16 protein-coding genes and 1 tRNA gene are annotated in these 20,660 nt (G+C 43.9%); 2 read left to right on the forward strand and 15 right to left on the reverse strand.

Annotation, left to right across the window (positions count from 1 at the left end; genetic code table 11):
- Nucleotides 1-3 precede the first annotated feature (3 nt).
- Nucleotides 4-207 carry a sulfur carrier protein ThiS gene (gene thiS / locus R2103_RS06680; protein ID WP_317530700.1) on the reverse strand — a complete coding sequence of 68 codons (204 nt, stop codon included), beginning with the start codon at nt 205-207 and terminating at the stop codon, nt 4-6.
- A 361-nt stretch (nt 208-568) separates the two neighbouring features.
- Here thiS and R2103_RS06685 point away from each other — a divergent pair, with 361 nt between their 5' ends.
- Entirely contained in the window at nt 569-2,290 is a 1,722-nt protein-coding gene (locus tag R2103_RS06685; RefSeq protein WP_317530701.1) for a methyl-accepting chemotaxis protein, read from the forward strand.
- Between the two features lie 173 nt (nt 2,291-2,463).
- On the opposite strand, the gene R2103_RS06690 is transcribed toward R2103_RS06685, so the two are convergent.
- The 3 genes from R2103_RS06690 to R2103_RS06700 form a co-directional block, all read right to left on the reverse strand.
- Nucleotides 2,464-2,799, reverse strand: coding sequence for a lysozyme inhibitor LprI family protein (locus R2103_RS06690; RefSeq protein ID WP_317530702.1), 336 nt, complete (start codon nt 2,797-2,799; stop codon nt 2,464-2,466).
- A gap of 781 nt (nt 2,800-3,580) precedes the next feature.
- Nucleotides 3,581-4,698 (reverse strand): IS3 family transposase gene (locus R2103_RS06695; protein ID WP_411172575.1). Its coding sequence is split into 2 segments (ribosomal slippage): nt 3,581-4,437 and nt 4,437-4,698, totalling 1,119 coding nucleotides; the frame shifts between segments, so codons are not numbered across the junction.
- A gap of 575 nt (nt 4,699-5,273) precedes the next feature.
- Entirely contained in the window at nt 5,274-6,086 is an 813-nt protein-coding gene (locus tag R2103_RS06700; RefSeq protein WP_317530703.1) for an integrase core domain-containing protein, read from the reverse strand.
- Nucleotides 6,087-6,795: 709 nt separating this feature from the next.
- Between R2103_RS06700 and R2103_RS06710 the strand changes: the two genes are divergently transcribed.
- On the forward strand, nt 6,796-7,551 hold the full coding sequence (locus R2103_RS06710) for an endonuclease/exonuclease/phosphatase family protein (protein ID WP_317530704.1): 756 nt from the start codon (nt 6,796-6,798) through the stop codon (nt 7,549-7,551).
- Between the two features lie 50 nt (nt 7,552-7,601).
- Here R2103_RS06710 and lon read toward each other — a convergent pair whose 3' ends face one another.
- From lon to R2103_RS06765, 11 genes are all read right to left on the reverse strand, one after another.
- A complete protein-coding gene (gene lon / locus R2103_RS06715; RefSeq protein ID WP_317530705.1) occupies nt 7,602-10,013 on the reverse strand; it encodes an endopeptidase La in 2,412 nt (803 codons plus the stop codon).
- Nucleotides 10,014-10,185: 172 nt separating this feature from the next.
- Entirely contained in the window at nt 10,186-11,463 is a 1,278-nt protein-coding gene (gene clpX / locus R2103_RS06720; RefSeq protein ID WP_317530706.1) for an ATP-dependent protease ATP-binding subunit ClpX, read from the reverse strand.
- Nucleotides 11,464-11,527: 64 nt separating this feature from the next.
- Nucleotides 11,528-12,169 (reverse strand): ATP-dependent Clp endopeptidase proteolytic subunit ClpP, encoded by a 642-nt coding sequence (gene clpP / locus R2103_RS06725; protein ID WP_317530707.1) that lies wholly within the window; start codon nt 12,167-12,169, stop codon nt 11,528-11,530.
- Between the two features lies 1 nt (nt 12,170).
- On the reverse strand, nt 12,171-13,475 hold the full coding sequence (gene tig, locus R2103_RS06730) for a trigger factor (RefSeq protein WP_317530708.1): 1,305 nt from the start codon (nt 13,473-13,475) through the stop codon (nt 12,171-12,173).
- A 105-nt stretch (nt 13,476-13,580) separates the two neighbouring features.
- Nucleotides 13,581-13,665 (reverse strand) — tRNA-Leu (locus tag R2103_RS06735).
- 73 nt (nt 13,666-13,738) lie between these two features.
- Nucleotides 13,739-14,485, reverse strand: a complete 747-nt coding sequence (locus R2103_RS06740) for a YciK family oxidoreductase (RefSeq protein ID WP_317530709.1) — start codon at nt 14,483-14,485, stop codon at nt 13,739-13,741.
- Nucleotides 14,486-14,649: 164 nt separating this feature from the next.
- A complete protein-coding gene (groL, locus tag R2103_RS06745) occupies nt 14,650-16,299 on the reverse strand; it encodes a chaperonin GroEL (protein WP_132428222.1) in 1,650 nt (549 codons plus the stop codon).
- 60 nt (nt 16,300-16,359) lie between these two features.
- The gene (gene groES / locus R2103_RS06750; RefSeq protein ID WP_317530710.1) at nt 16,360-16,650 is read right to left on the reverse strand and encodes a co-chaperone GroES; all 291 of its coding nucleotides are present in this window, start codon (nt 16,648-16,650) and stop codon (nt 16,360-16,362) included.
- Nucleotides 16,651-16,941: 291 nt separating this feature from the next.
- On the reverse strand, nt 16,942-18,021 hold the full coding sequence (gene mnmA / locus R2103_RS06755; RefSeq protein WP_317530711.1) for a tRNA 2-thiouridine(34) synthase MnmA: 1,080 nt from the start codon (nt 18,019-18,021) through the stop codon (nt 16,942-16,944).
- Between the two features lie 4 nt (nt 18,022-18,025).
- Nucleotides 18,026-18,481, reverse strand: coding sequence for an NUDIX hydrolase (locus R2103_RS06760; protein ID WP_317532067.1), 456 nt, complete (start codon nt 18,479-18,481; stop codon nt 18,026-18,028).
- 102 nt (nt 18,482-18,583) lie between these two features.
- Nucleotides 18,584-20,431, reverse strand: a complete 1,848-nt coding sequence (locus tag R2103_RS06765; protein WP_317530712.1) for an ATP-binding protein — start codon at nt 20,429-20,431, stop codon at nt 18,584-18,586.
- Nucleotides 20,432-20,660 lie beyond the last annotated feature (229 nt).

Here is a 20,660-nt window from a genome sequence, read left to right on the forward strand (position 1 = left end):
AACTTAACCGCCGCCAACGGCGACGACGACTTCCAGCTGGTCCCCATGAACCAGCATTTGTTGCGGAAACTGGCTGCGCGGCACGATCTCGCCATTGCGTTCGATGGCAATCCGCTTGCCGTGCAACGCAAGGTGGTCGATCAGTTGTGCTACGTTAATCGGCCCTTCAAATTGTTGCGGTTGTCCATTAATAGTGAGTTGTATCATGGAAGAAAAACTAGAATTGATATTTCAGGTTAGCTGGATGAACAATCAAAAATCCGCTTGGATTTTATCATGTGGGAGCGCGCAGTTTTGGAATAATTTGTTTCGAGCGGTCAATCAGCATGCAGGATGAGAAAACTATTCGAGTCAATCCGGTTATTCATGCCGAAAGCATGAAATGAGTCATAAAAGTAGCTCAACTCCTGAATGAATATCCTTGTATTTGCAAGGTTTTCTGCCGATGATAAAACCCTGTTGGTAAAAAACCTTTATTCGAACCGGTGTCATCTTGATCATTCGATTGAAACGAGAAATGTGCTTGCAAAATAAAGCCATTCACGTAGAAATAATTTAGGAGATTCCTATGTTGAAAGATATGACAGTGAAAACGGAGGTGATCATTGTGATCGGTCTTCTGTCAGTATTGCTGGTTGGTATTGGTGTGCTAGGTTTGCATGGAATAAAGCAATCGAACGAAGGATTAAGAACGGTTTATCAAGATCGTACGGTGACTGCGGTCGATCTGGCAACAATTAACGATATTTGGGAAGTTGTGCGTAAGAATGTTACCGCTGTGGCCAGCACAAAAAGTACGGAATTAGCGAAAGAAAAATCAGAAGAAACAGCTAAAACGATTAAACGCGCTGAAGAAATCTGGGCGAGGTTTATGGCGACTGAATTGACTACCGTGGAAGAGCAGCTTGCTCAGGAAAAATTGCGATTGCATGCAGCCTATGTCGCGGCAGTTAATAAAATATTCACGATGGCCATGGCCGGAGATTTCGATGGCGCGGCAAAAAACCTCAAGGAAGAGGCGGGACCACTGTTTTACCGCTTGCACGAAACGATTTACAGCATGATTACTTTGCAAGGTAACGTTGCGGCTGAAAAATATGAAAGCGCGGTAAGCGATTACAACTCCATTTTCATGACCATGGTTGTTGCGATTAGTTTGGGAGTGTTGCTTGCGTGTGTGCTCGGATACATTCTGCTACGCGGTATTGTAAAACCCTTGAATGAGGCGATCGCTATTGCCGGTGCTGTTGCTGCGGGTGATTTATCGACCAAGATCGAACCTCGTTCGGCGGTTAATGGATTTGGCCGTTTGATTAACGCGCTGAAAGCGATGAATGATCACTTGGTCGAACTGGTAGGGAAAGTGCGGTTGGATGCGAATCTGATCCAAACATCCGCCAGTGAGATCGCATCGGGCAATTCGGACTTAAGCCAGCGCACTGAAGAGCAAGCATCCAGCCTGGAAGAAACCGCGTCTTCAATGGAAGAACTGACTTCGACCGTCAAACAAAATGCGGATAAAGCGCGCCAAGCTAATCAACTGGCTGTGGGTGCTTCCGAAGTTGCGGTGAGGGGAGGTGCGGTAGTCGGTCAAGTAGTGCAAACCATGAGCTCGATTAGTGAAAGCTCGAAGAAAATTGTCGATATCATCAGTGTCATCGACGGCATCGCTTTTCAAACCAACATATTGGCACTCAATGCTGCGGTTGAAGCGGCGCGTGCCGGTGAACAAGGCCGAGGATTTGCGGTGGTGGCCACCGAAGTTCGCACGCTGGCGCAGCGTTCCGCGACAGCAGCGAAGGAAATCAAGGAATTGATCAATGACTCGGTAGCGAAAGTGGAAGACGGCACGCGCTTGGTTGATGAAGCGGGTGTTACGATGAATGAAGTCGTCACCGCAGTCAAACGCGTAACAGATATCATGAACGAGATTTCCGCCGCATCGCAGGAACAACATTCCGGAATTGAACAAGTTAATCAAGCAGTCACACAAATGGATGAAGTGACGCAGCAGAATGCGGCCTTGGTTGAACAGGCGGCATCAGCGGCTGAATCCATGGAAGATCAGGCGAAAGCACTTGCGCAAGCGGTCAGTCTATTCAAATTATCGGAAAGCGGCGATTCCAGCATTGCCAAACCAGTCAAAAGAAGTAACCGGCCGGTTGCAAAATTACCGAATCGCGGCCCAGCGACTAAATCCGCACCAGCAGCTGCGCCAGTCTCAACAGCTTCAACAGCTTCACCTCGTAAAATAGCGGCGAATGGCGATAGTGATTGGGAAGAGTTCTAAACGTAATTATTTTTAAGAGCAAAAAGTGGCGGATTGATTGGATAGTGCGAATAATCGCACCTGGCCAAGCTCTGGATACCACGACCAAAAGCTTCAATAAAGTAATGACAGTGAATGAAAACGCCTGTGCAATGCACAGGCGTTTTATTTGGTAAATTTATAAAAGCTGGAAATTATATTGATTTCTCAGTGCTTAAATTTTTTAAAAAATCTTTGAGATGCAAAATTCTCTCTTTGGTTCTTGATTCTAAACAATATAGCGGATTGACACCGAGATTTAAACAGTCTGAGTTTTTGAACCTGTTCCAATGCCGTTGAGAAGTTATAAAGTTTTCCTTATCTTCATCAGTAAGTTTCTCCATTAATTGTTTTTGAGTGTTTTTCAACTCTATCAGTGCGGCTTGATACCGTTCCATTTCAGAACTTTGCGCATAAGTTAAACTCGAGAGCGATAATCCAAAACCGCCAAACAGAAAAACCAATAGATATTTATAAACAGTTCTCTGCATCTTCATTTCCTCCATTTTGGTGTCGCAAGTCAATTGCTCCGGAATCTGAATATTTTTTCAATCAATTAAAAAATAAATCAGACTCAATACTAAAGATTGATTGCTTCACAAAAAGTTCACAATTCTAACAATTGTTACATCAGATCAACTCCCAAGAATCGTGCTGCCGACTGGCGTGAGACATATTCAAGGCAAAATCTAGGACACCCCCCCAATAGCACTTTTGATTATTTGTTTGGCTTGCTTCTTTCTTTATATCCGCTTTAAGCGCATCGGTTGGTTGTAAATTTGTTTCAAGTTATTTGTCCCGATGTTTCAAAGTAATTGTCCGCCGTCAATCAATTCTGCAAATTTATCGGATTTTCTTCTAAGTTTGTTTCTGCGATTATTATTTAACATAATACAAATTATTGGCAATTGCCGCCGTCGCAATTACAGAAGGAAATCGGATCTTGTATCACTTTTAATCGATAAGTTTTTAAATGTCTTTCTGCGTGCTCGCAGTGCTGCTTAGCAAGCGTTCGGCAAAGTAAACGCAGTTCTTCCGGATCAACGCCTGACTCAATCAGGCGTTTTTTTTCGTCGCAGCATAGCGATAGTATTTACGCTTGAGATTCTTATTTCGTTGAAAGCGAATGCGCCAGTAAATATTCTGGAGCTTAGAAAAGTCAGACATGACGCACCTAAAAGAGAGCAAAACCGTTGACAATATCCTGACATCGATCTGCAGGAAAGTCCTTAATGATAATAGCGTGTTGATCATAGCCTAATCCCCCCATTTTTAACAGGAGCATGCAGTAGAGAGTTTTAATTTAAAAGCTTCTGCCAACTTCATTGCTGGCGTGATACCTCCAAGTGCCATACTTGGACGTTCATTATTATAAATCCATAACCACTGTGTCGCAGTGAGTTGGGCCTCTTCAATGGTTGCAAATTCATTCATCTCCAACCATTCATGCCGGACGGTCCTGTTATAGCGTTCCACGTAGGCATTTTGCTGTGGCTTTCCTGGCTGGATGTAATCGAGCTGAATACCTCGAGTTTCTGCCCAACAACAAAGCGTGCCACTGATATTCTCCGGCCCGTTATCACAACGAATCTTCCTGGGTTTGCCGCGCCATTCGATAATCCGGTCCAGAGCGCGCGTAACGCGTTCTGATGGAAGCGATACGTCCACTTCGATTCCCAACCCTTCACGGTTGAAGTCATCCAGCACATTGAAGGTTCGAAAAGACCGGCCATTGGTGAGTTGATCAGCCATGAAGTCCATCGACCATGTGTCATTGGGCCGTTCTGGCACAGCTAGCGGCTCCGGCTTCTCCCGCTTTAATCGCTTGCGTGGCTTAATTCGTAAATTCAATTCCAGCTCACGGTAAATACGATACACACGTTTGTGATTCCATCCAAAACCCTTCACATTACGCAAATAAAGAAAGCATAAGCCAAAGCCCCAACGCTTGTGACAAGTCGTCAGGCGTAGTAACCAATCGGCGATTTCTTCGTTCTCATCGTTGAGCGCCGGATGATAACGATAGCAGGTCTCAGAAATGCCAAATGTTGTACAGGCCAAAACGATACTAACGGATTTATCCTGTACTGCCCATTGTGCCATTACTTTGCGCTGTGAGGGCTTTACCACTTTTTTCCAAGTGCCTCCTTCAATAGCTCATTCTGCATCTGGCTTTCCGCATACATCCGCTTTAACCGTTTGTTTTCCTCAACCATCGCCTTCATTTCAGATAGTAAGGCAGCATCCATCCCACCATACTTGCTGCGCCATTTATAAAAACTTGCAGTACTCATTCCATGTTCCCGGCATAAATCAGCCACAGGAATTCCTCCTTCAGCTTGCTTCAATATCTGCATGATCTGGCTTTCCGTAAATCGCTGCTTCTTCATCAGTAAAATTCCTCTTCGTCTAGGATAGAAAATTCTACTGCTTTGCTCGTTCAATTTTTGGGGGGATTACCATAGCAAACACAACCGCGAGCATCGCTAAAAAAACAGGATTTCGGAATTTTGGAAGGAACAAGAGATTCAGAATGAGAAGGCACGGGCGCACTGTGAATATGAGGTTTATTAATGCTCGGCAATTTCAAAATTTCGGTTTTCACTTTATCAGTAATAAAGTCGAACATAGCGATTCTATAGAAAAAATTAAAAGAAAAGTCCAAAACAATCACAGCCAAACAAAAAACAAAAAAGTTAGGTCTGTAATACCGAAAGAACCAAGAAATAAAGCGCATAAACTCCCCAAATAAAATCATTGGAGTGTTTAGCGGCAAGCAATCAGAAATATAAACCCGTTTAGTAGTAAGGAGGAGTCAGGGACAAAGTCCCTGTGGTGATTGGGTTCGGGACAGCATGCCCGGCTTTCGCCGAGCATGTCCCTTGCGCCGGTCGGCGGCGCAACCCGTGTTTTTGAAAGGCAAAGCAAAAAGCAGTGTTTTTTACTTCTTAAGATGTAAGAAATCTCAGGGTTGTTTACAGAGAGGTTGATTGAAATAAGCGGTGAGTATTTCATAAGGGGTAGCATTATTCAAACTCTTATGAGGCTTAACGGTATTGTAGAAATTAATGAAACGGAGAAGCTGAATGTGCCGATCGGCGCAGTCTTTAAAGTGAATCTTGCTGTGCCACATGTCCATCAGTGTGCGGATAACCCGCTCGGCTTTACCGTTGGTTTGCGGACGATTGACACGAGTAAACTTCTGACTGATACCGTGCTGCCTACAAGCCTTGATGAAGGAATGGCCGTCAGTTCCTTTAAATTCTTTGCCGTTGTCAGAATAAGCATAGTCGATCTGGTAAGGACATTGAGCAACAGTGCTTGTGAGAAAGCAAGCTGCACTATGCTGGGTTTTATCGGGAAGAATATCGGCATACAGTTCCCTGGAGAAATCATCGATAGCCACAAATAGATACTCGCGAGGTTCATTGGCAGACTGTCCTTTCAAGAAGGGAAGCCGCTTGGTATCGAAATGAACGAGCTCGCCCGGGTAAGATTTGTTATAACGTTTCGCTTCACGCTTGAGACGTTCCTGGATGGTTTGCTCGACCTTGGCCAGACGTTTAAGGCCATACTGCAACGTCTTGAATCGTTGGTTGGTACTGTTACGCGGAGTAAATTCCTGTAGCCTGGCTCGTTTCAGTACGTCATAAATCGTTGGTCGGCTGACCTGAAAATGTTCCGCCAAATGCGCTACCTTCCACAGCCGGGTTTGATAAAGCCGCCAGATTTCCTGACGATCTAATAAAGTTAATCGGGTGCGTTTGTGTATGTTCATCTACAGTATTCTCCCAAATACTGTAAACAACGCTAGTAATTCTTACAACTATACCTATTGAAATTACTAAAATTGCTGTTAACGAATTGATAATTAGAAAGGCTCTAGACTATCAGAGGTTAATAATATCTAACGAGCTGCCATAGTTCACTAGCAAGTTCATCAGGTTATTTATTCCAAGATTCTTTCAAATGCAGCTCAAAGTTAACTGACACGCCGTTAAACTTTGCCAATCAGCGCTTTTATATTGAAAGAATAAAAGATGGTGCTGTTATTGCTGTTGATGCTCCATGAAGTGAAGGAAAAACATGGTTTGGTATTCATTGGGAAAAATATTTGAAGGATACGCGACAGCGCAAAACAATTTTCATTGATGCTTATAAACTTTAATGTTGTGCTCTTTCATGAGCCGCCGAACCGAGTTCTCTAATGTCTCTTGGCACCCTTGCTTTGACGTGGATACAATCGAGATAGATCACAGGATGATACACTGTATTGAGAGGCCGGGATTGCCACTGCTTCACTTCATCCATAACGTCATAATGGGCAACTCACCGAATTTTACATCACTGTCAGAGCTTTTGACATGTAAAATGAAGAATCAATTTAATCAACCAGGTGCTGCATAATTGATAAGCATTAAATTCTCGCTCCAAGTATTTCGAAAGTACAAAATCAAATTTCGCTTTTGGTCGTTACGGACGATCGCATGACTAATGGTTCATTGAAAATTCTGACTTATAATATTCACAAAGGATTCAGCGCTACCAATTTGCGTTTTATTTTGCATGAAATCAAGTATTCATTGCAGTATATCAACGCAGATATAGTTTTTCTGCAAGAAATACATGGTGAGCGCGCTATATCGAATAATCGATTTGTTGATTGGCCCAATAACCGGCAATTTGAATTTCTAGCTGATCAAGTCTGGCACCATTATGCTTATGGTAAGAACGCTATCTATAAATCAGGTCATCACGGCAATGCAATTTTGAGTAAATACCCCTTTATTGAATGGGAAAATATTAATGTTTCATCATTTAAGTCAGCCAGCCGGAGTTTGTTACACGGGATTATTCAAATTCCCGGAGTCGATCAAAGAATTCATGTCATCTGTGTGCATTTGGGATTATTTGAACAAGAGAGAGAGCGTCAACTCGCAACACTGGTAAAGCGCATCAACTCACATATTCCAGCAAACGAGCCGCTGATTATTGCTGGTGACTTCAATGATTGGCGCGGCCGTGCGGAGTATCTATTGCATCACAATTTGGGTGTTCAGGAAGCTTTTAAAATCACTCATGGTGCTTATGCGCGAACATTCCCTGCTTGGTTGCCAGTGTTATCCATGGATCGAATTTATTATCGTGATCTGAAAATTGTCAGCTGCAAATACCTTAAAGGGCAACCGTGGCGTCATTTATCCGATCATATTCCACTGCTTGCAGAATTTCGATTAATTTAAGCTTTAACTTCCCGATATAAAAGAATCAAATAGTTAGGAAATATTGTAACTCAATGTTTGATAAAAGAATCTGTTATGTTCTCTTCGGCATTTGACTGTAAAACGGGCTGTGCAATTGTTGCAGGAAATAGCTCTGGTTTATGCTCCAGCGCGATATCAAGTACTTGGTCAATCCACTTAACTGGATAAATGGTCAGTTGACTTATTATATTAGCTGGAATATCGGTCAAATCCTTCACATTCTTTTCTGGAATAATGACCGATTTAATACCGCCGCGATGCGCTGCTAATAATTTTTCTTTCAAACCGCCGATGGGTAGCACTTCACCTCTAAGGGTAATTTCTCCAGTCATAGCGACATCAGCTCTTACAGCAATATTTGTGAGAACTGATACCATTGCGACACATATGCCAATCCCAGCACTCGGTCCATCCTTGGGCGTTGCTCCCTCAGGAAGATGAATGTGAATATCATTCTTCTGGTAAAAATCTTCTACTATTCCTAGCAGCTGGGAACGGCTTCGAACCACTGAAAGCGCCGCCTGAATGGATTCTTGCATGACTTCACCAAGTTGCCCGGTTGTAATAGTTTTTCCTTTTCCTGCTAGCACCACTGCTTCAATAGTGAGTAATTCACCACCAACTTCAGTCCATGCCAGACCAGTTACCTGCCCAACTTGATTTTTCTCTTCTGCTACGCCATAAGTAAAACGTCTTACGCCTAAGAATTTGTCAAGATTACGAGAAGTAACGGTAATTTTGTTTTTACCTTTTTTGAGCAACATTGCTTTTACAGCTTTCCGGCAAATTTTTGAAATTTCCCGCTCCATTGCACGCACTCCCGCTTCTCTCGTGTAGTAACGCGCGATATCCCGTAACGCAGATTCCGAAACAGTCAGTTCATTTTCCTCAAGACCATGATTCTGCATTTGTTTTGTTAATAAATAGCGTGTCGATATATTCAGCTTCTCGTCTTCTGTATACCCTGATAACTGAATGACCTCCATTCGATCAAGCAGCGCGGGCGGAATATTTAGTGTATTTGCAGTGGCTACAAACATCACATCGGACAAGTCATATTCCACTTCGATATAGTGATCAACAAATGTACTATTTTGTTCAGGATCAAGAACTTCCAGTAGAGCAGATGCTGGATCTCCACGGAAATCCATACCCATCTTATCGACTTCATCAAGCAAAAATAATGGATTCTTTACACCAACCTTGCTCATATTGTGCAAGATCTTACCCGGCATTGATCCAATATAGGTTTTTCTGTGACCGCGAATCTCAGCCTCATCGCGCACGCCACCTAACGACATGCGCACAAATTTTCGGTTTGTGGCATGAGCGATCGATTGCCCTAATGAAGTTTTACCAACACCCGGAGGGCCAACTAAGCAAAGAATCGGTGCTTTCAATTTGCTGACACGTTGCTGAACCGCAAGATATTCGACGATTCGTTCTTTTACTTTTTCCAAACCATAATGATCTTTTTCCAGTCTTGCTTCTGCCGATTTAAGGTCTTGATTGATCTTGCTTTTCTTTTTCCAAGGCAAAGTTACCAGTGCATCAATATAATTACGCACTACCGTCGCTTCGGCAGACATTGGGGACATCAAGCGCAGTTTTTTTAATTCCGATTCGGCCTTGGCGAGCACTTCTTTCGGCATTTGAGCAGACTTGATTTTTTTCTCAATTTCTTCGATGTCTGCGCCATCTTCGCCTTCACCCAGTTCTTTTTGAATAGCTTTTACTTGTTCATTAAGATAGTAGTCACGCTGACTTTTTTCCATCTGGCGTTTTACTCTACCGCGAATACGTTTTTCAACTTGTAAAATATCTAATTCAGTTTCTAACAATCCTAATAAATGCTCCAGGCGTTTAGAAACCTCAAAAATTTCAAGAACTTCCTGTTTTTGTTCAAGTTTTAACGGCAAGTAGGCAGCAATCGTATCAGCAAGGCGACCGGCATCATCAATGCCTCCCAATGAGGTAATGATTTCCGGTGGAATTTTTTTATTGAGTTTTACATATTGATCAAATTGAGTCAGAATGGCGCGGCGCATCGCTTCTACTTCGGGATTTTCCGTAGAATCGGATCGAACTTGCATTGCTCTGCCAGAATAATGAGTTTCAGAATCAACTAACTCCATAATGCGAGCTCGATGATTACCCTCCACCAGAACCTTGACGGTTCCATCAGGTAATTTCAGCATTTGTAACAAGCTAGCAATGCTGCATACATCGTAAAGATCTTCAGGAGCAGGGTCATCCTTTGACGCTACTTTTTGAGCAACCAGCAGAATATTCTTATTCGACTCCATAGCCAGTTCCAGCGCTTTGATAGATTTTTGTCTACCGACAAATAATGGAATAACCATATGTGGAAAAACAACCACATCGCGCAAAGGCAATAACGGTAGTATCAATTGTTCAGAATCTTCAATCAAAGAAGTCATATCCACTCATTTAATAAATTCATAACTGATTAATAAAATATGTGCACAAACCAGAATTACAAGACGACTATCAAAAATACCAGCACATGCTAGCTATCTGTAAATATTTCATATAATGCCATTATCAAATATGTATAGTTTACAGATAGCACTACCAATCAAGTTTTCCCAATTACTTGGAACGCTTAGCAATTTTCGGCTGATCCGAGTAGATTAAAATTGGTTTGACATCATCATTGGTCGAGTTATAGTCAATGACTACTTTTGTCACATTCTCGAGCGACGGAAGATCGTACATAATATCCAGCAATATTTCTTCAAGAATTGACCGTAAGCCACGCGCACCTGTTTTACGTGTTAAGGCTCTTTTAGCAATAGCTTTGAGTGCTGGCTCCCGGAACTCCAAGTCAACGCCCCCTTCCATATTAAACATTTTCCAATATTGTTTAACGAGTGCATTTTTCGGTTCCGTTAAAATTTGAATTAATGCTGCTTCGTTGAGTTCTTCCAATGTGGCAACGACTGGTAAACGCCCAACAAACTCAGGGATTAAACCGAATTTCACTAAATCTTCAGGCTCTACTTGTTGTAGTACCTTATTCATATCCTTACGCGCGTGGCTTTTCACATCGACGCCAAAACCAATTCCACCTTTTTCAGTGCGCGACCTGATCACTTTATCTAGACCGTCAAATGCACCACCGCAAATAAACAAAATATTGGTCGTATCGACTTGAATAAATTCTTGATTAGGATGCTTCCGTCCACCTTGAGGAGGAACCATCGCAATGGTACCTTCGATTAATTTCAGTAATGCCTGTTGCACGCCTTCACCGGAGACATCACGAGTAATGGATGGGTTGTCTGATTTACGTGAAATTTTATCGATTTCATCGATGTAAACGATACCACGCTGCGCTTTTTCGGCATCATAATTACATTTTTGCAGTAATTTCTGAATAATGTTTTCGACATCTTCACCGACATAACCTGCTTCGGTGAGCGCTGTAGCATCCGCCATAATGAAAGGAACATCCAAGAGCCGGGCTAAGGTTTGTGCCAATAATGTTTTACCCGAACCTGTCGGACCGACAAGCAGGATGTTGCTTTTTGATAGCTCTATATCATCGGTTTCATCTGATTTTGTTACATTTCTCAGACGCTTATAATGATTATAAACTGCTACAGAAAGAATTTTTTTTGCGGACTCCTGCCCGATTACATATTGATCAAGTATTTGGCAGATCTCACGGGGTACCGGCAAGTTTGATTTGACTAACTTGGTTGCCTCATCACCTTGCATTTCTTCGCGAATGATGTCATTGCATAAATCAATACATTCATCGCAAATGAAAACCGAAGGGCCTGCAATCAGTTTTCTTACTTCATGCTGACTCTTGCCACAAAAAGAACAATAAAGGAGTTTCTCGCTACTAGCTTTGTCTGGCATATTTTTGTCCCACCGTAATCGAGTTTAGGTAACCGTGTTTAAACAAATTTTGCACAAGCATTTGTTAACTTGCGCTTACATCTCTTTGTGCCAATACTGCATCTACTAATCCATAACTTACAGACTCTGCAGCACTCATAAAATTATCACGATCTGTATCTTTTTCGACATCGGAGACCGGGCGTCCAGTGTGTTTTGCCATGATCTCATTTAATCGAGCTTTAAGATATAATATCTCACGTGCATGTATCTCGATATCCGAAGCCTGCCCCTGAAACCCCCCAAGCGGTTGATGAATCATGACGCGTGAATTCGGTAAACAATAACGCTTACCTTTCGCGCCCGCGGTTAAAAGTAGTGCTCCCATACTTGCTGCTTGACCAATGCATAAAGTACTGACATCCGGTTTTATATACTGCATTGTGTCATAAATGGCCAAACCGGCGGATACCATTCCTCCCGGAGAGTTAATATAAAAATGAATATCTTTCTCTGAGTTTTCAGATTCAAGAAACAAAAACTGTGCAACTACCAGATTTGCACTGGCTTCGGTAACTGGACCCACCAGGAATACGACTCTTTCCTTCAATAAGCGCGAATAAATATCATAAGCACGCTCACCGCGTCCGCTGGTTTCTATCACCATGGGAATCAATCCCAGGTTCTTTGGTTCCAGATCATTCATGCTATCAAAAATTTGCTTCATTTCAGGATATCCCCATCAGCTCGTCGAAAGTTACAGTTTTGTTAATTAATTTTATTTTTCCGAGCGCCCAATCCACCACATTTTCTTCCAAAGCTAATGATTCAGCTTCTTGTAATCGTTCTGAAGAAGCATAATGCCATTTAACAACCTGTTCTGGATTTTCATAACTTTGTGCTGCATCTTCTATAATTCTGCGAACTTGTTCGGGAGTCGCTTTCAGTGCATGCACTTTGACAAGTTCAGCCAGAATCAATCCTAGTTTTACGCGATATTCGGCTTTTTCTTTAAAAAGATCCGATGACAGCGATATTTCCTTAGCTTTCATCCCGCGTGCTTCCAAGTCGCTTTTTGCGTTTTGCAGCAACCTTTCTTTTTCTTGATTAATCAATACATTTGGTGCATCGATTTGCGTTGTGCTCAATAACGCCTGCATAATTTGCTCTTTCAGCTTTGACCTGGCTCGCTTGGAAACTTCACGTTCAAGATCTTTTTGTATTCCCTCGCGCAGCTTTTGCAGATCTCCATCGGGGATACCTAACGATTTGGCAAATTCGGCATCGATAGCTGGCAGTACTGGTTCCGCCAATTCATTCAATGTAACTTCAAAAGTAACGGTTTTTCCAGCAATTTCTTTACCATGATAGTCTTCAGGAAAAACCACATCAAATGATTTACTGCTACCAACTTGCATATCAATGAGTGCAGCTTCAAAATCCTTTAGAAATTTTCCATCGCCCAGAATCAAGTACACATCGTTAGACTTACCGCCCGCAAAATCATTTCCGTCGATAGTGCCGTGATAATCTATCTTAACCCGATCGCCTTTTTTTGCGGCGCGATTGGCCGGCTGATAGGCCACACGCTGCTTACAAATCATATCAAGCGTCTTGTCGATATCCGTTTCACCAACTTTCACAGTGGGTTGCTCAATACTTTGGCTACTTAAATCACCTAATACGATCTCGGGGTACACTTCAAATGTTGCGCTTACGGTATAAAGTGTATCGTTTCCATCAGTCGCTTTTGCTTCAAAACGCGGATAACCGGCCACTTGTAAGTTCTGCTGCTGAACAGTGTCTTTGAACTCTTTATGGACCGCATCGTTCAATACATCTTGCTGAACCTGCATTCCATACATTTGAGTAATTATTTTCAATGGGACTTTTCCAGGGCGAAAACCATGCAATTTGGCTGTTCTCGCCAGCCGCTGCAAGCGGTTATCAATTTCACTCTGTAATTTCTCCAGAGAAATTGTGATATCAAAACGACGTTCTAGTGCACCGAGGTTTTCTACATTTGATCCCATTCAAGTTCCCGACTGATTAAATATTTTTCAATATATTGCAATAACATCCGGTTATTTCTTGACATACCGGACAACCGGATAAAAAGATTGCTGCTAAAGATAATTTGGTGCGAAAGGGGGGACTCGAACCCCCACACCTCTCGGCGTCAGAACCTAAATCTGGTGCGTCTACCAATTCCGCCACTTTCGCAAGTCAATTTATTGTAACGATTATACCTTTTAATCCCGCTGATCGCAGCCAGATCATTCAATTACTGTGCTAATTAGCAAGCGATAGTTTGCCCGCTGACACCTTTACTATCCGGCCCCATCAAATACAGATAGGTTGCCATTAAATCTTCCGGGCGGCGCATCGTTTGTTTGACTTCACCAGGATGCGTCATAATCCGTTGAGGTGAATTTACAATCCCGGGCACGATAGAATTCATGCGTAAGTTAGGCAATGCTTCCCATTCATCGGCCTGAATCTTCATCAAAGCGTGAATCCCTGCGTTGGCTACGGCAAAACCACCCCAATACGCTGAAGGATTCAGTCCATGCGAATTTGTAGTCATGATCACACTCGCATCCGGTGAGGCTTTCAATAATGGCAAACACACTTTCGTGACCGCGAAGCGCGCAATCAGGTTCACCTGCAGCAACGAGCGAAACTGTGCAACTGATTGATGCTCCAACGGACTTAAACCTGGTAGCAGTGCTGCATTGTGCAAAATTCCATCCAATCGGCCGAGCTGTTCCGCAATCGCTTGCGCCAGTGTAGCAAAATCTTTGTCCTCGGCTTTTTCGAGATCAAGCGGATAAATTAGCGCTTGCGCTTTACCGAGCGCTTCAATCTCATCATAAACAGTTTCCAGCTTTTTAACTTTACGCCCATGCAAAATCACGGTGGCGCCATGACTTGCATACGCCAGAGCGGCTGCACGCCCTAATCCCTGCCCCGCTCCCGTCACCAGAATAACGCGATCGTGCAAAAGATCTCCGGCCGGTGAGTAGTTTTCAATTTTGTCCATACCGTAGAATTTATCACGGCAATATATTTTCAGATAAAAATATAACGCCTGATAAGTATCTCTATTCCTCCAATCGAAATTCCATTTACATAAAAAAACAGACTCCAAGAAATATTGGAGTCTGTTTAGTATCAAAACTCTAAGTTGCGTTGGAATAGCACTTATTACATATCCATGCCGCCCATACCGCCCATACCGCCCATGCCACCCATACCGCCACCGGCTGGTGCTTCTTCCTTCGGCAATTCAGCGACCATAGCATCGGTGGTCAGCATCAAACTAGCAACAGAAGCTGCATTTTGTAATGCAGAACGGGTTACTTTGGTAGGATCCAGCACGCCCATTGCTACTAAGTCACCATATTCACTGGTTGCAGCATTGTAACCAAAATTACCTTGGCCTTCTGTGACTTTATTTACGACAACTGAGGGCTCATCGCCGCAGTTAGTGACGATCTGGCGCAATGGTTCTTCGAGAGCGCGCAGTACGATTTTAATACCGGCATCTTGATCATGATTGTCGCCTTTAGTTTTCTTGACAATCGGGATCGTGCGCAACAGTGCTACGCCACCGCCCGGTATTACGCCTTCCTCAACCGCTGCACGGGTTGCATGCAGAGCATCTTCAACGCGCGCTTTTTTCTCTTTCATTTCAACTTCAGTTGCGGCGCCGACTTTGATCAATGCAACACCGCCCGCCAATTTAGCGACACGTTCTTGCAATTTTTCTTTATCGTAATCGCTAGTTGCTTCTTCAATTTGCGTGCGAATCTGTTTCACACGTGCTTCAATAGCTTTAGCATCGCCCGCGCCATCAATAATGGTGGTATTTTCTTTACCGACTTCGATACGTTTTGCTTGTCCTAAGTCATTGAGCGTCGCTTTTTCAAGGGTCAGGCCCACTTCTTCCGCAATCACAGTACCGCCGGTCAAGATGGCAATATCTTCCAGCATGGCTTTGCGGCGATCACCGAAACCAGGCGCTTTGACCGCGCAGGTTTTCAGAATACCGCGAATGTTGTTGACCACGAGTGTAGCCAGCGCTTCGCCATCGACATCTTCAGCAATAATTAACAAAGGCTTGCCTGCTTTTGCAACTTGTTCCAATACCGGCAATAAATCGCGAATGTTGGAGATCTTTTTGTCGTGCAGTAAAACAAATGGATTATCGAGCAGTGCAATTTGTTTTTCCGCGCTGCTGACAAAATAAGGTGATAGATAGCCACGATCAAATTGCATACCTTCCACGACTTCCAGCTCATTTTGCAATCCGGAGCCGTCTTCTACCGTGATCACGCCTTCTTTACCGACTTTGTCCATTGCGTCGGCAATAATTTTGCCGATTTCGGTATCGGAGTTCGCGGAAATACTGCCCACTTGCGCGATTTCTTTCGCTGTCGCACAAGGTTTCGACAGTTTTTTCAATTCTCCGACAGCAGCAGTCACGGCTTTATCAATACCCCGTTTGAGATCCATTGGGTTCATGCCGGCGGCAACATATTTCATGCCTTCTTTGACAATCGCTTGCGCTAACACGGTTGCAGTGGTGGTTCCATCGCCTGCAACATCTGATGTTTTGCTGGCCACTTCCTTCAGCATCTGTGCGCCCATATTTTCGAATTTGTCTTTTAATTCGATTTCTTTCGCAACTGAAACACCGTCCTTGGTAATCGTTGGCGCGCCATAAGAGCGATCCAACACTACATTCCGACCTTTCGGACCTAGTGTCACTTTAACCGCATCAGCTAAAATATTAACACCGGCTACCATTCTATGACGTGCTGAATCACCAAACTTCACTTCTTTTGCTGACATAACTTTTCTCCTAATCTCTCAACAACATATTGTCTTTAGCGAATAATTGAACCGGTGCAATTAGCCTTCAATTACACCCATGATATCTTCTTCCCGCATGACCAAAAGTTCTTCACCTTGAACTTTGACAGACTGTCCGGCATATTTCCCGAACAATACTTTATCGCCCACTTTAACTTCCAATGGACACACTTTTCCATCATCGCCGACTTTTCCTTTTCCTATTGCGAGAATCTCACCTTGATCAGGTTTTTCTGCAGCGCTGTCCGGGATAACAATACCTGAAGCGGTTTTGCGTTCATCTTCCAATCGCTTGACAATCACACGATCATGCAAAGGGCGAATTTTCATACTGTTTTCTCCTGTTAAAATTAAAAAGCCAAAATTTATGAAATACAAAGTATTTCATGTATAAATCTCTAATAAGTCAGAATACTAATACGCGGGTGAGATGGTGTTAGCACTCATTAACTATGAGTGCTAATAATAGGGGCTTTGACTCGAAATTTCAAGATCAAGTTACAGGAATATTTTCTAATGCATTGTAATAAATAGAATAAAAATAGATTTTGTATGAAAAATTCTATTTTTGTTTTCTACTGTTGCGAACACCAATTTAGGGCATGGCGGTTTTTCCGGCATTTACTCCGCGATGACTCCACCGCCGAGACAGATTCTACTTTCATAAATCACGACTGACTGTCCCGGTGTGATGGCCCATTGCTGTTGAGCGAAATCGATCTGACAATGATTTTGAGCCAATTCAATGATTGCACAGGGAGCATCAACCTGGCGGTAGCGTGTTTTAGCGGCATAGACCCAATTACAGTGCGGCTGCTTACCGCTAATCCAGGTCAAATCAGTGGCTTTCAACGATGGACGGAGCAAATCCGGATGATCATGGCCTTGCACTGCAATCAATACATTCCGGGTCATATCCTTGGCAGATACGAACCACGGCTCATCGTTGCCATCGCGTGTGCCGCCGATGCCGAGTCCTTGCCGCTGGCCGATGGTGTAATACATCAATCCCACGTGCTGGCCGATCACTTTGCCTTCTGGCGTTTGAATTTCCCCCGGTTCGTGCGGCAGATAGCGATTGAGAAACTCACGGAAAGGGCGTTCGCCGATGAAGCAAATACCGGTACTGTCTTTTTTGGCAGAATTGGGTAAGTTCAATTCCTTAGCGATTTTGCGCACCTCGCGCTTATACAGATGTCCGATCGGAAATAAGGTATTGGCGAGTTGTGCTTGATTGAGGCGATACAAAAAATAACTTTGATCTTTAGTGCCGTCTTCGCCCTTCAATAACTGAAATACGCCACCAACTTCACGCACCTGCGCATAGTGGCCTGTTGCAATATAATCCGCCCCCAGTTTATGCGCATGATCCAGAAAAGCCTTGAATTTGATTTCGGCGTTACACAGCACATCGGGATTGGGCGTCCGCCCCGCTTGATACTCGGCCAGGAAATGGGAAAAAACCCGGTCTTTGTATTCAGTGGAAAAATTGACTACTTCAATCGGAATATCGATAACATCCGCAACCGATACCGCATCGAGAAAATCCTGACGGGAAGAACAATATTCATCGGTATCGTCGTCCTCCCAGTTTTTCATAAACAAACCGGTAACATCATAGCCCTGCTGTTTCAGCAAATAGGCCGCCACAGAAGAGTCGACACCGCCGGACATGCCAATGACAACACGGTACTTTTTCATCGCATCACGACTCATAGTGTGTCAGCAGTTCCAACGGATAGCGTTTGCCCGCCAAATGATCACGAATACATTGCATCACCAGCGGGCTGCGGTGCTGCTGGATCATTTGATTCACTTCATCCAGACTATACCAAGAAGCCTGCAAAATGCCCGTATCCAGTACAAGTTCCGGGTCGTGATGCGTCACATGCCCGCCGAACGCGAAACGGATATACGTAGTATCGACGCGATGCGAATGCCATTGATAAATGCCCACCAGATATTCGGGAACAAAGGTATACGCCGTTTCCTCCAGCGTTTCCCGTATGGCGCCTTGAATAATGGACTCTCCCGGATCCAAATGCCCTGCCGGCTGATTTAAAAATAAACCGGCACCGGCTTCGGGTTCTTCCTCAACCAGCAGGTATTTACCATCGTGCTCAACAACGGCCGCAACCGTTACATTGGGTTTCCAGATCATCATTTTGGGTATATAGAATTAACGTGTGCGATATCCAGCGGCAATATGCTGTGCGTGTAAATACTGCGTATTATCGCATTGCCGCTCTGAAATCTGGTGGAATCAGGCAGAATTTTTACCATCCTGCGGTTGGATCAACTGAATTGAGGAAAACTGCTGCAATATTTTGTCCAGTTGCGCAACGTCAAACGGCTTACTGAGATGCCCATCCATTCCGGCGGCAAAACATTCTTGCTTGATGTGATCCAGTGCATGGGCTGTCAAGGCCACAATGGGTACGGGTGTTAAATTTTTTTGCTGCTCAAGCGCGCGTATTTGCCGCGTCGCCTCAAATCCATCCATAACGGGCATGTTACAGTCCATCAGAATCAAATCGAAGCGCCGGGAAGAAAAGGCGTCAATCGCTTCGACACCATTATTAACCAAGGTCACTTCACAGTTTAAACGCTCCAGCATCGCTTTACTGACTAACTGATTCACATCGTTATCTTCAACCACCAAAATGCGGGGGCGATCTTCAGTCACAGTTTGGGATCGCGTTTTCGGTAATTCATTGGGTTTCGCTAGCGCGGCGCCGGTAATTTCATAGCGCAACGGCAGGCATGCGCAGAACCTCGATCCCGCGCCGATTTCACTGGATACTGTGATGGAACCTCCCATCAGCGATAACAAATTGCGAGTGATGACGAGACCGAGTCCGGTACCGCGAATATGCTGCGTAGCTTCACCGACTTGCGAAAACTCCTGGAACAGTCGTGCCTGATTCTCGGCGGAAATACCAATTCCGGTATCCGTTACCGTCAGTTCCAGCTCAATGCCGCTGCGATCCGCAATTTCGGTGCAATGTATTAACAGCTTAACCTCGCCTTGCCGAGTAAACTTGAATGCATTTCCCAGTAAATTAAACAAAATTTGCTTAATCCGGTCCGGATCGCCAATCAGGTTATGGGAAGGATGACAATCGAAACTGACTATGAAATTTACCGGCGTTTCTTTTGCTTTGGTGCGAAATAATGCATGAACCTCATCAATCAACCCCGGCAAATCAAAAGAACGGTTAACGATGCTCAGTTTGTGCGCCTCTATTTTGGCGAAATCCAGAATATCATCGATAATCCGCAGCAGAGTCCGCCCGGAATTACGGATTACATTCAAATGATTGGTTTGCTCCGGGTTCAGCGGAGTCGTTGCGAGTATCTCCGTCATGCCCAGCACACCGTTCATCGGCGTGCGGATCTCATGACTCATCGCCGCCAGGAAAGCCGATTTCGCTCTGTTGGCATTCTCCGCTTGCAGCCGTGCCTGCTCTAAATCCACTGCTTGCTTTTCCAACTGAACCGCCTGCTGCCGTGCAATCCAGTAATTCTCATGCTGCAACTTACCGTTGTGCACGGAAAAAACAAAGTAAGCCAGTCCGATGATCAGCATTACCCAGCCGCTATCATCGGGTATAAATAACACGAGACTGATCAAGCTCGGTGCATAAACCAGCAGGGCAAAAACAAGCATGAGGCGGATGCGCGGCGAAGTCGCTGCGATACCCCCGGCGATAAAACCCACCGTGGAAATAACCGCCAGGATTGCCCCGTTATCGATGGCATTGATCGATAGAAAAATCCAGCTTAGGAAAACACCCCAAGTGAATGAGGTTGCAATATAGATCGCTGAAATTGACCATTCAATCCGGGACTGATTATTTAAATGCGAACCGGTTACCTGCTTATAAATGATTAAACGCAGTATGGCTAAAGCCAGAAAAATCATAACGAAGACAACGCTATACGGCTGCGCGCTCAGTACAGTCGACGTCAATATAATGGCACTGCAACAGAGCACATAAAACATCCCACCCCACCGCATGCGCCCCGCCATATCCCGATTGGTGCTGATACGTACCCGTTCAAGACTTGCCACCTCCGGATCCGACCAGAAACTTTTGCTATGCTTCAAAATACGTTTATTCCTACGTCCAAATGACATCGGCTCCACGATATTGCTGTTGATAAGGAATTTAGAAATCAGAAAATCAATATCAATTCATAAAATTAAAATGAAGAGGTAAGATAAATCTGAAAATGATCATCATAAAGAATAAATTAGTTTAGTTCCATCGGGAGTTATTTTATTCGCAATTCAATGCATAGAAACTAGCCAAAAAGTACACTAATCGGTATGATGC

The organism is Nitrosomonas sp. Is24 (assembly GCF_033063335.1).
Taxonomy (GTDB): Bacteria; Pseudomonadota; Gammaproteobacteria; order Burkholderiales; family Nitrosomonadaceae; genus Nitrosomonas.

What these genes read in the sequence shown, in the direction of transcription:
- tig (WP_317530708.1), bottom strand. Translation starts at nt 13,475, where the DNA reads ATGGGATCAAATGTAGAAAACCTCGGTGCACTAGAACGTCGTTTTGAT.
- groES (WP_317530710.1), bottom strand. Translation starts at nt 16,650, where the DNA reads ATGAAAATTCGCCCTTTGCATGATCGTGTGATTGTCAAGCGATTGGAA.
- R2103_RS06740 (WP_317530709.1), bottom strand. Translation starts at nt 14,485, where the DNA reads ATGGACAAAATTGAAAACTACTCACCGGCCGGAGATCTTTTGCACGAT.
- R2103_RS06690 (WP_317530702.1), bottom strand. Translation starts at nt 2,799, where the DNA reads ATGCAGAGAACTGTTTATAAATATCTATTGGTTTTTCTGTTTGGCGGT.
- R2103_RS06685 (WP_317530701.1), top strand. Translation starts at nt 569, where the DNA reads ATGTTGAAAGATATGACAGTGAAAACGGAGGTGATCATTGTGATCGGT.
- thiS (WP_317530700.1), bottom strand. Translation starts at nt 207, where the DNA reads ATGATACAACTCACTATTAATGGACAACCGCAACAATTTGAAGGGCCG.
- R2103_RS06700 (WP_317530703.1), bottom strand. Translation starts at nt 6,086, where the DNA reads ATGAACATACACAAACGCACCCGATTAACTTTATTAGATCGTCAGGAA.
- mnmA (WP_317530711.1), bottom strand. Translation starts at nt 18,021, where the DNA reads ATGAAAAAGTACCGTGTTGTCATTGGCATGTCCGGCGGTGTCGACTCT.
- lon (WP_317530705.1), bottom strand. Translation starts at nt 10,013, where the DNA reads ATGACTTCTTTGATTGAAGATTCTGAACAATTGATACTACCGTTATTG.
- clpX (WP_317530706.1), bottom strand. Translation starts at nt 11,463, where the DNA reads ATGCCAGACAAAGCTAGTAGCGAGAAACTCCTTTATTGTTCTTTTTGT.
- R2103_RS06710 (WP_317530704.1), top strand. Translation starts at nt 6,796, where the DNA reads ATGACTAATGGTTCATTGAAAATTCTGACTTATAATATTCACAAAGGA.
- groL (WP_132428222.1), bottom strand. Translation starts at nt 16,299, where the DNA reads ATGTCAGCAAAAGAAGTGAAGTTTGGTGATTCAGCACGTCATAGAATG.
- clpP (WP_317530707.1), bottom strand. Translation starts at nt 12,169, where the DNA reads ATGAAGCAAATTTTTGATAGCATGAATGATCTGGAACCAAAGAACCTG.
- R2103_RS06760 (WP_317532067.1), bottom strand. Translation starts at nt 18,481, where the DNA reads ATGATCTGGAAACCCAATGTAACGGTTGCGGCCGTTGTTGAGCACGAT.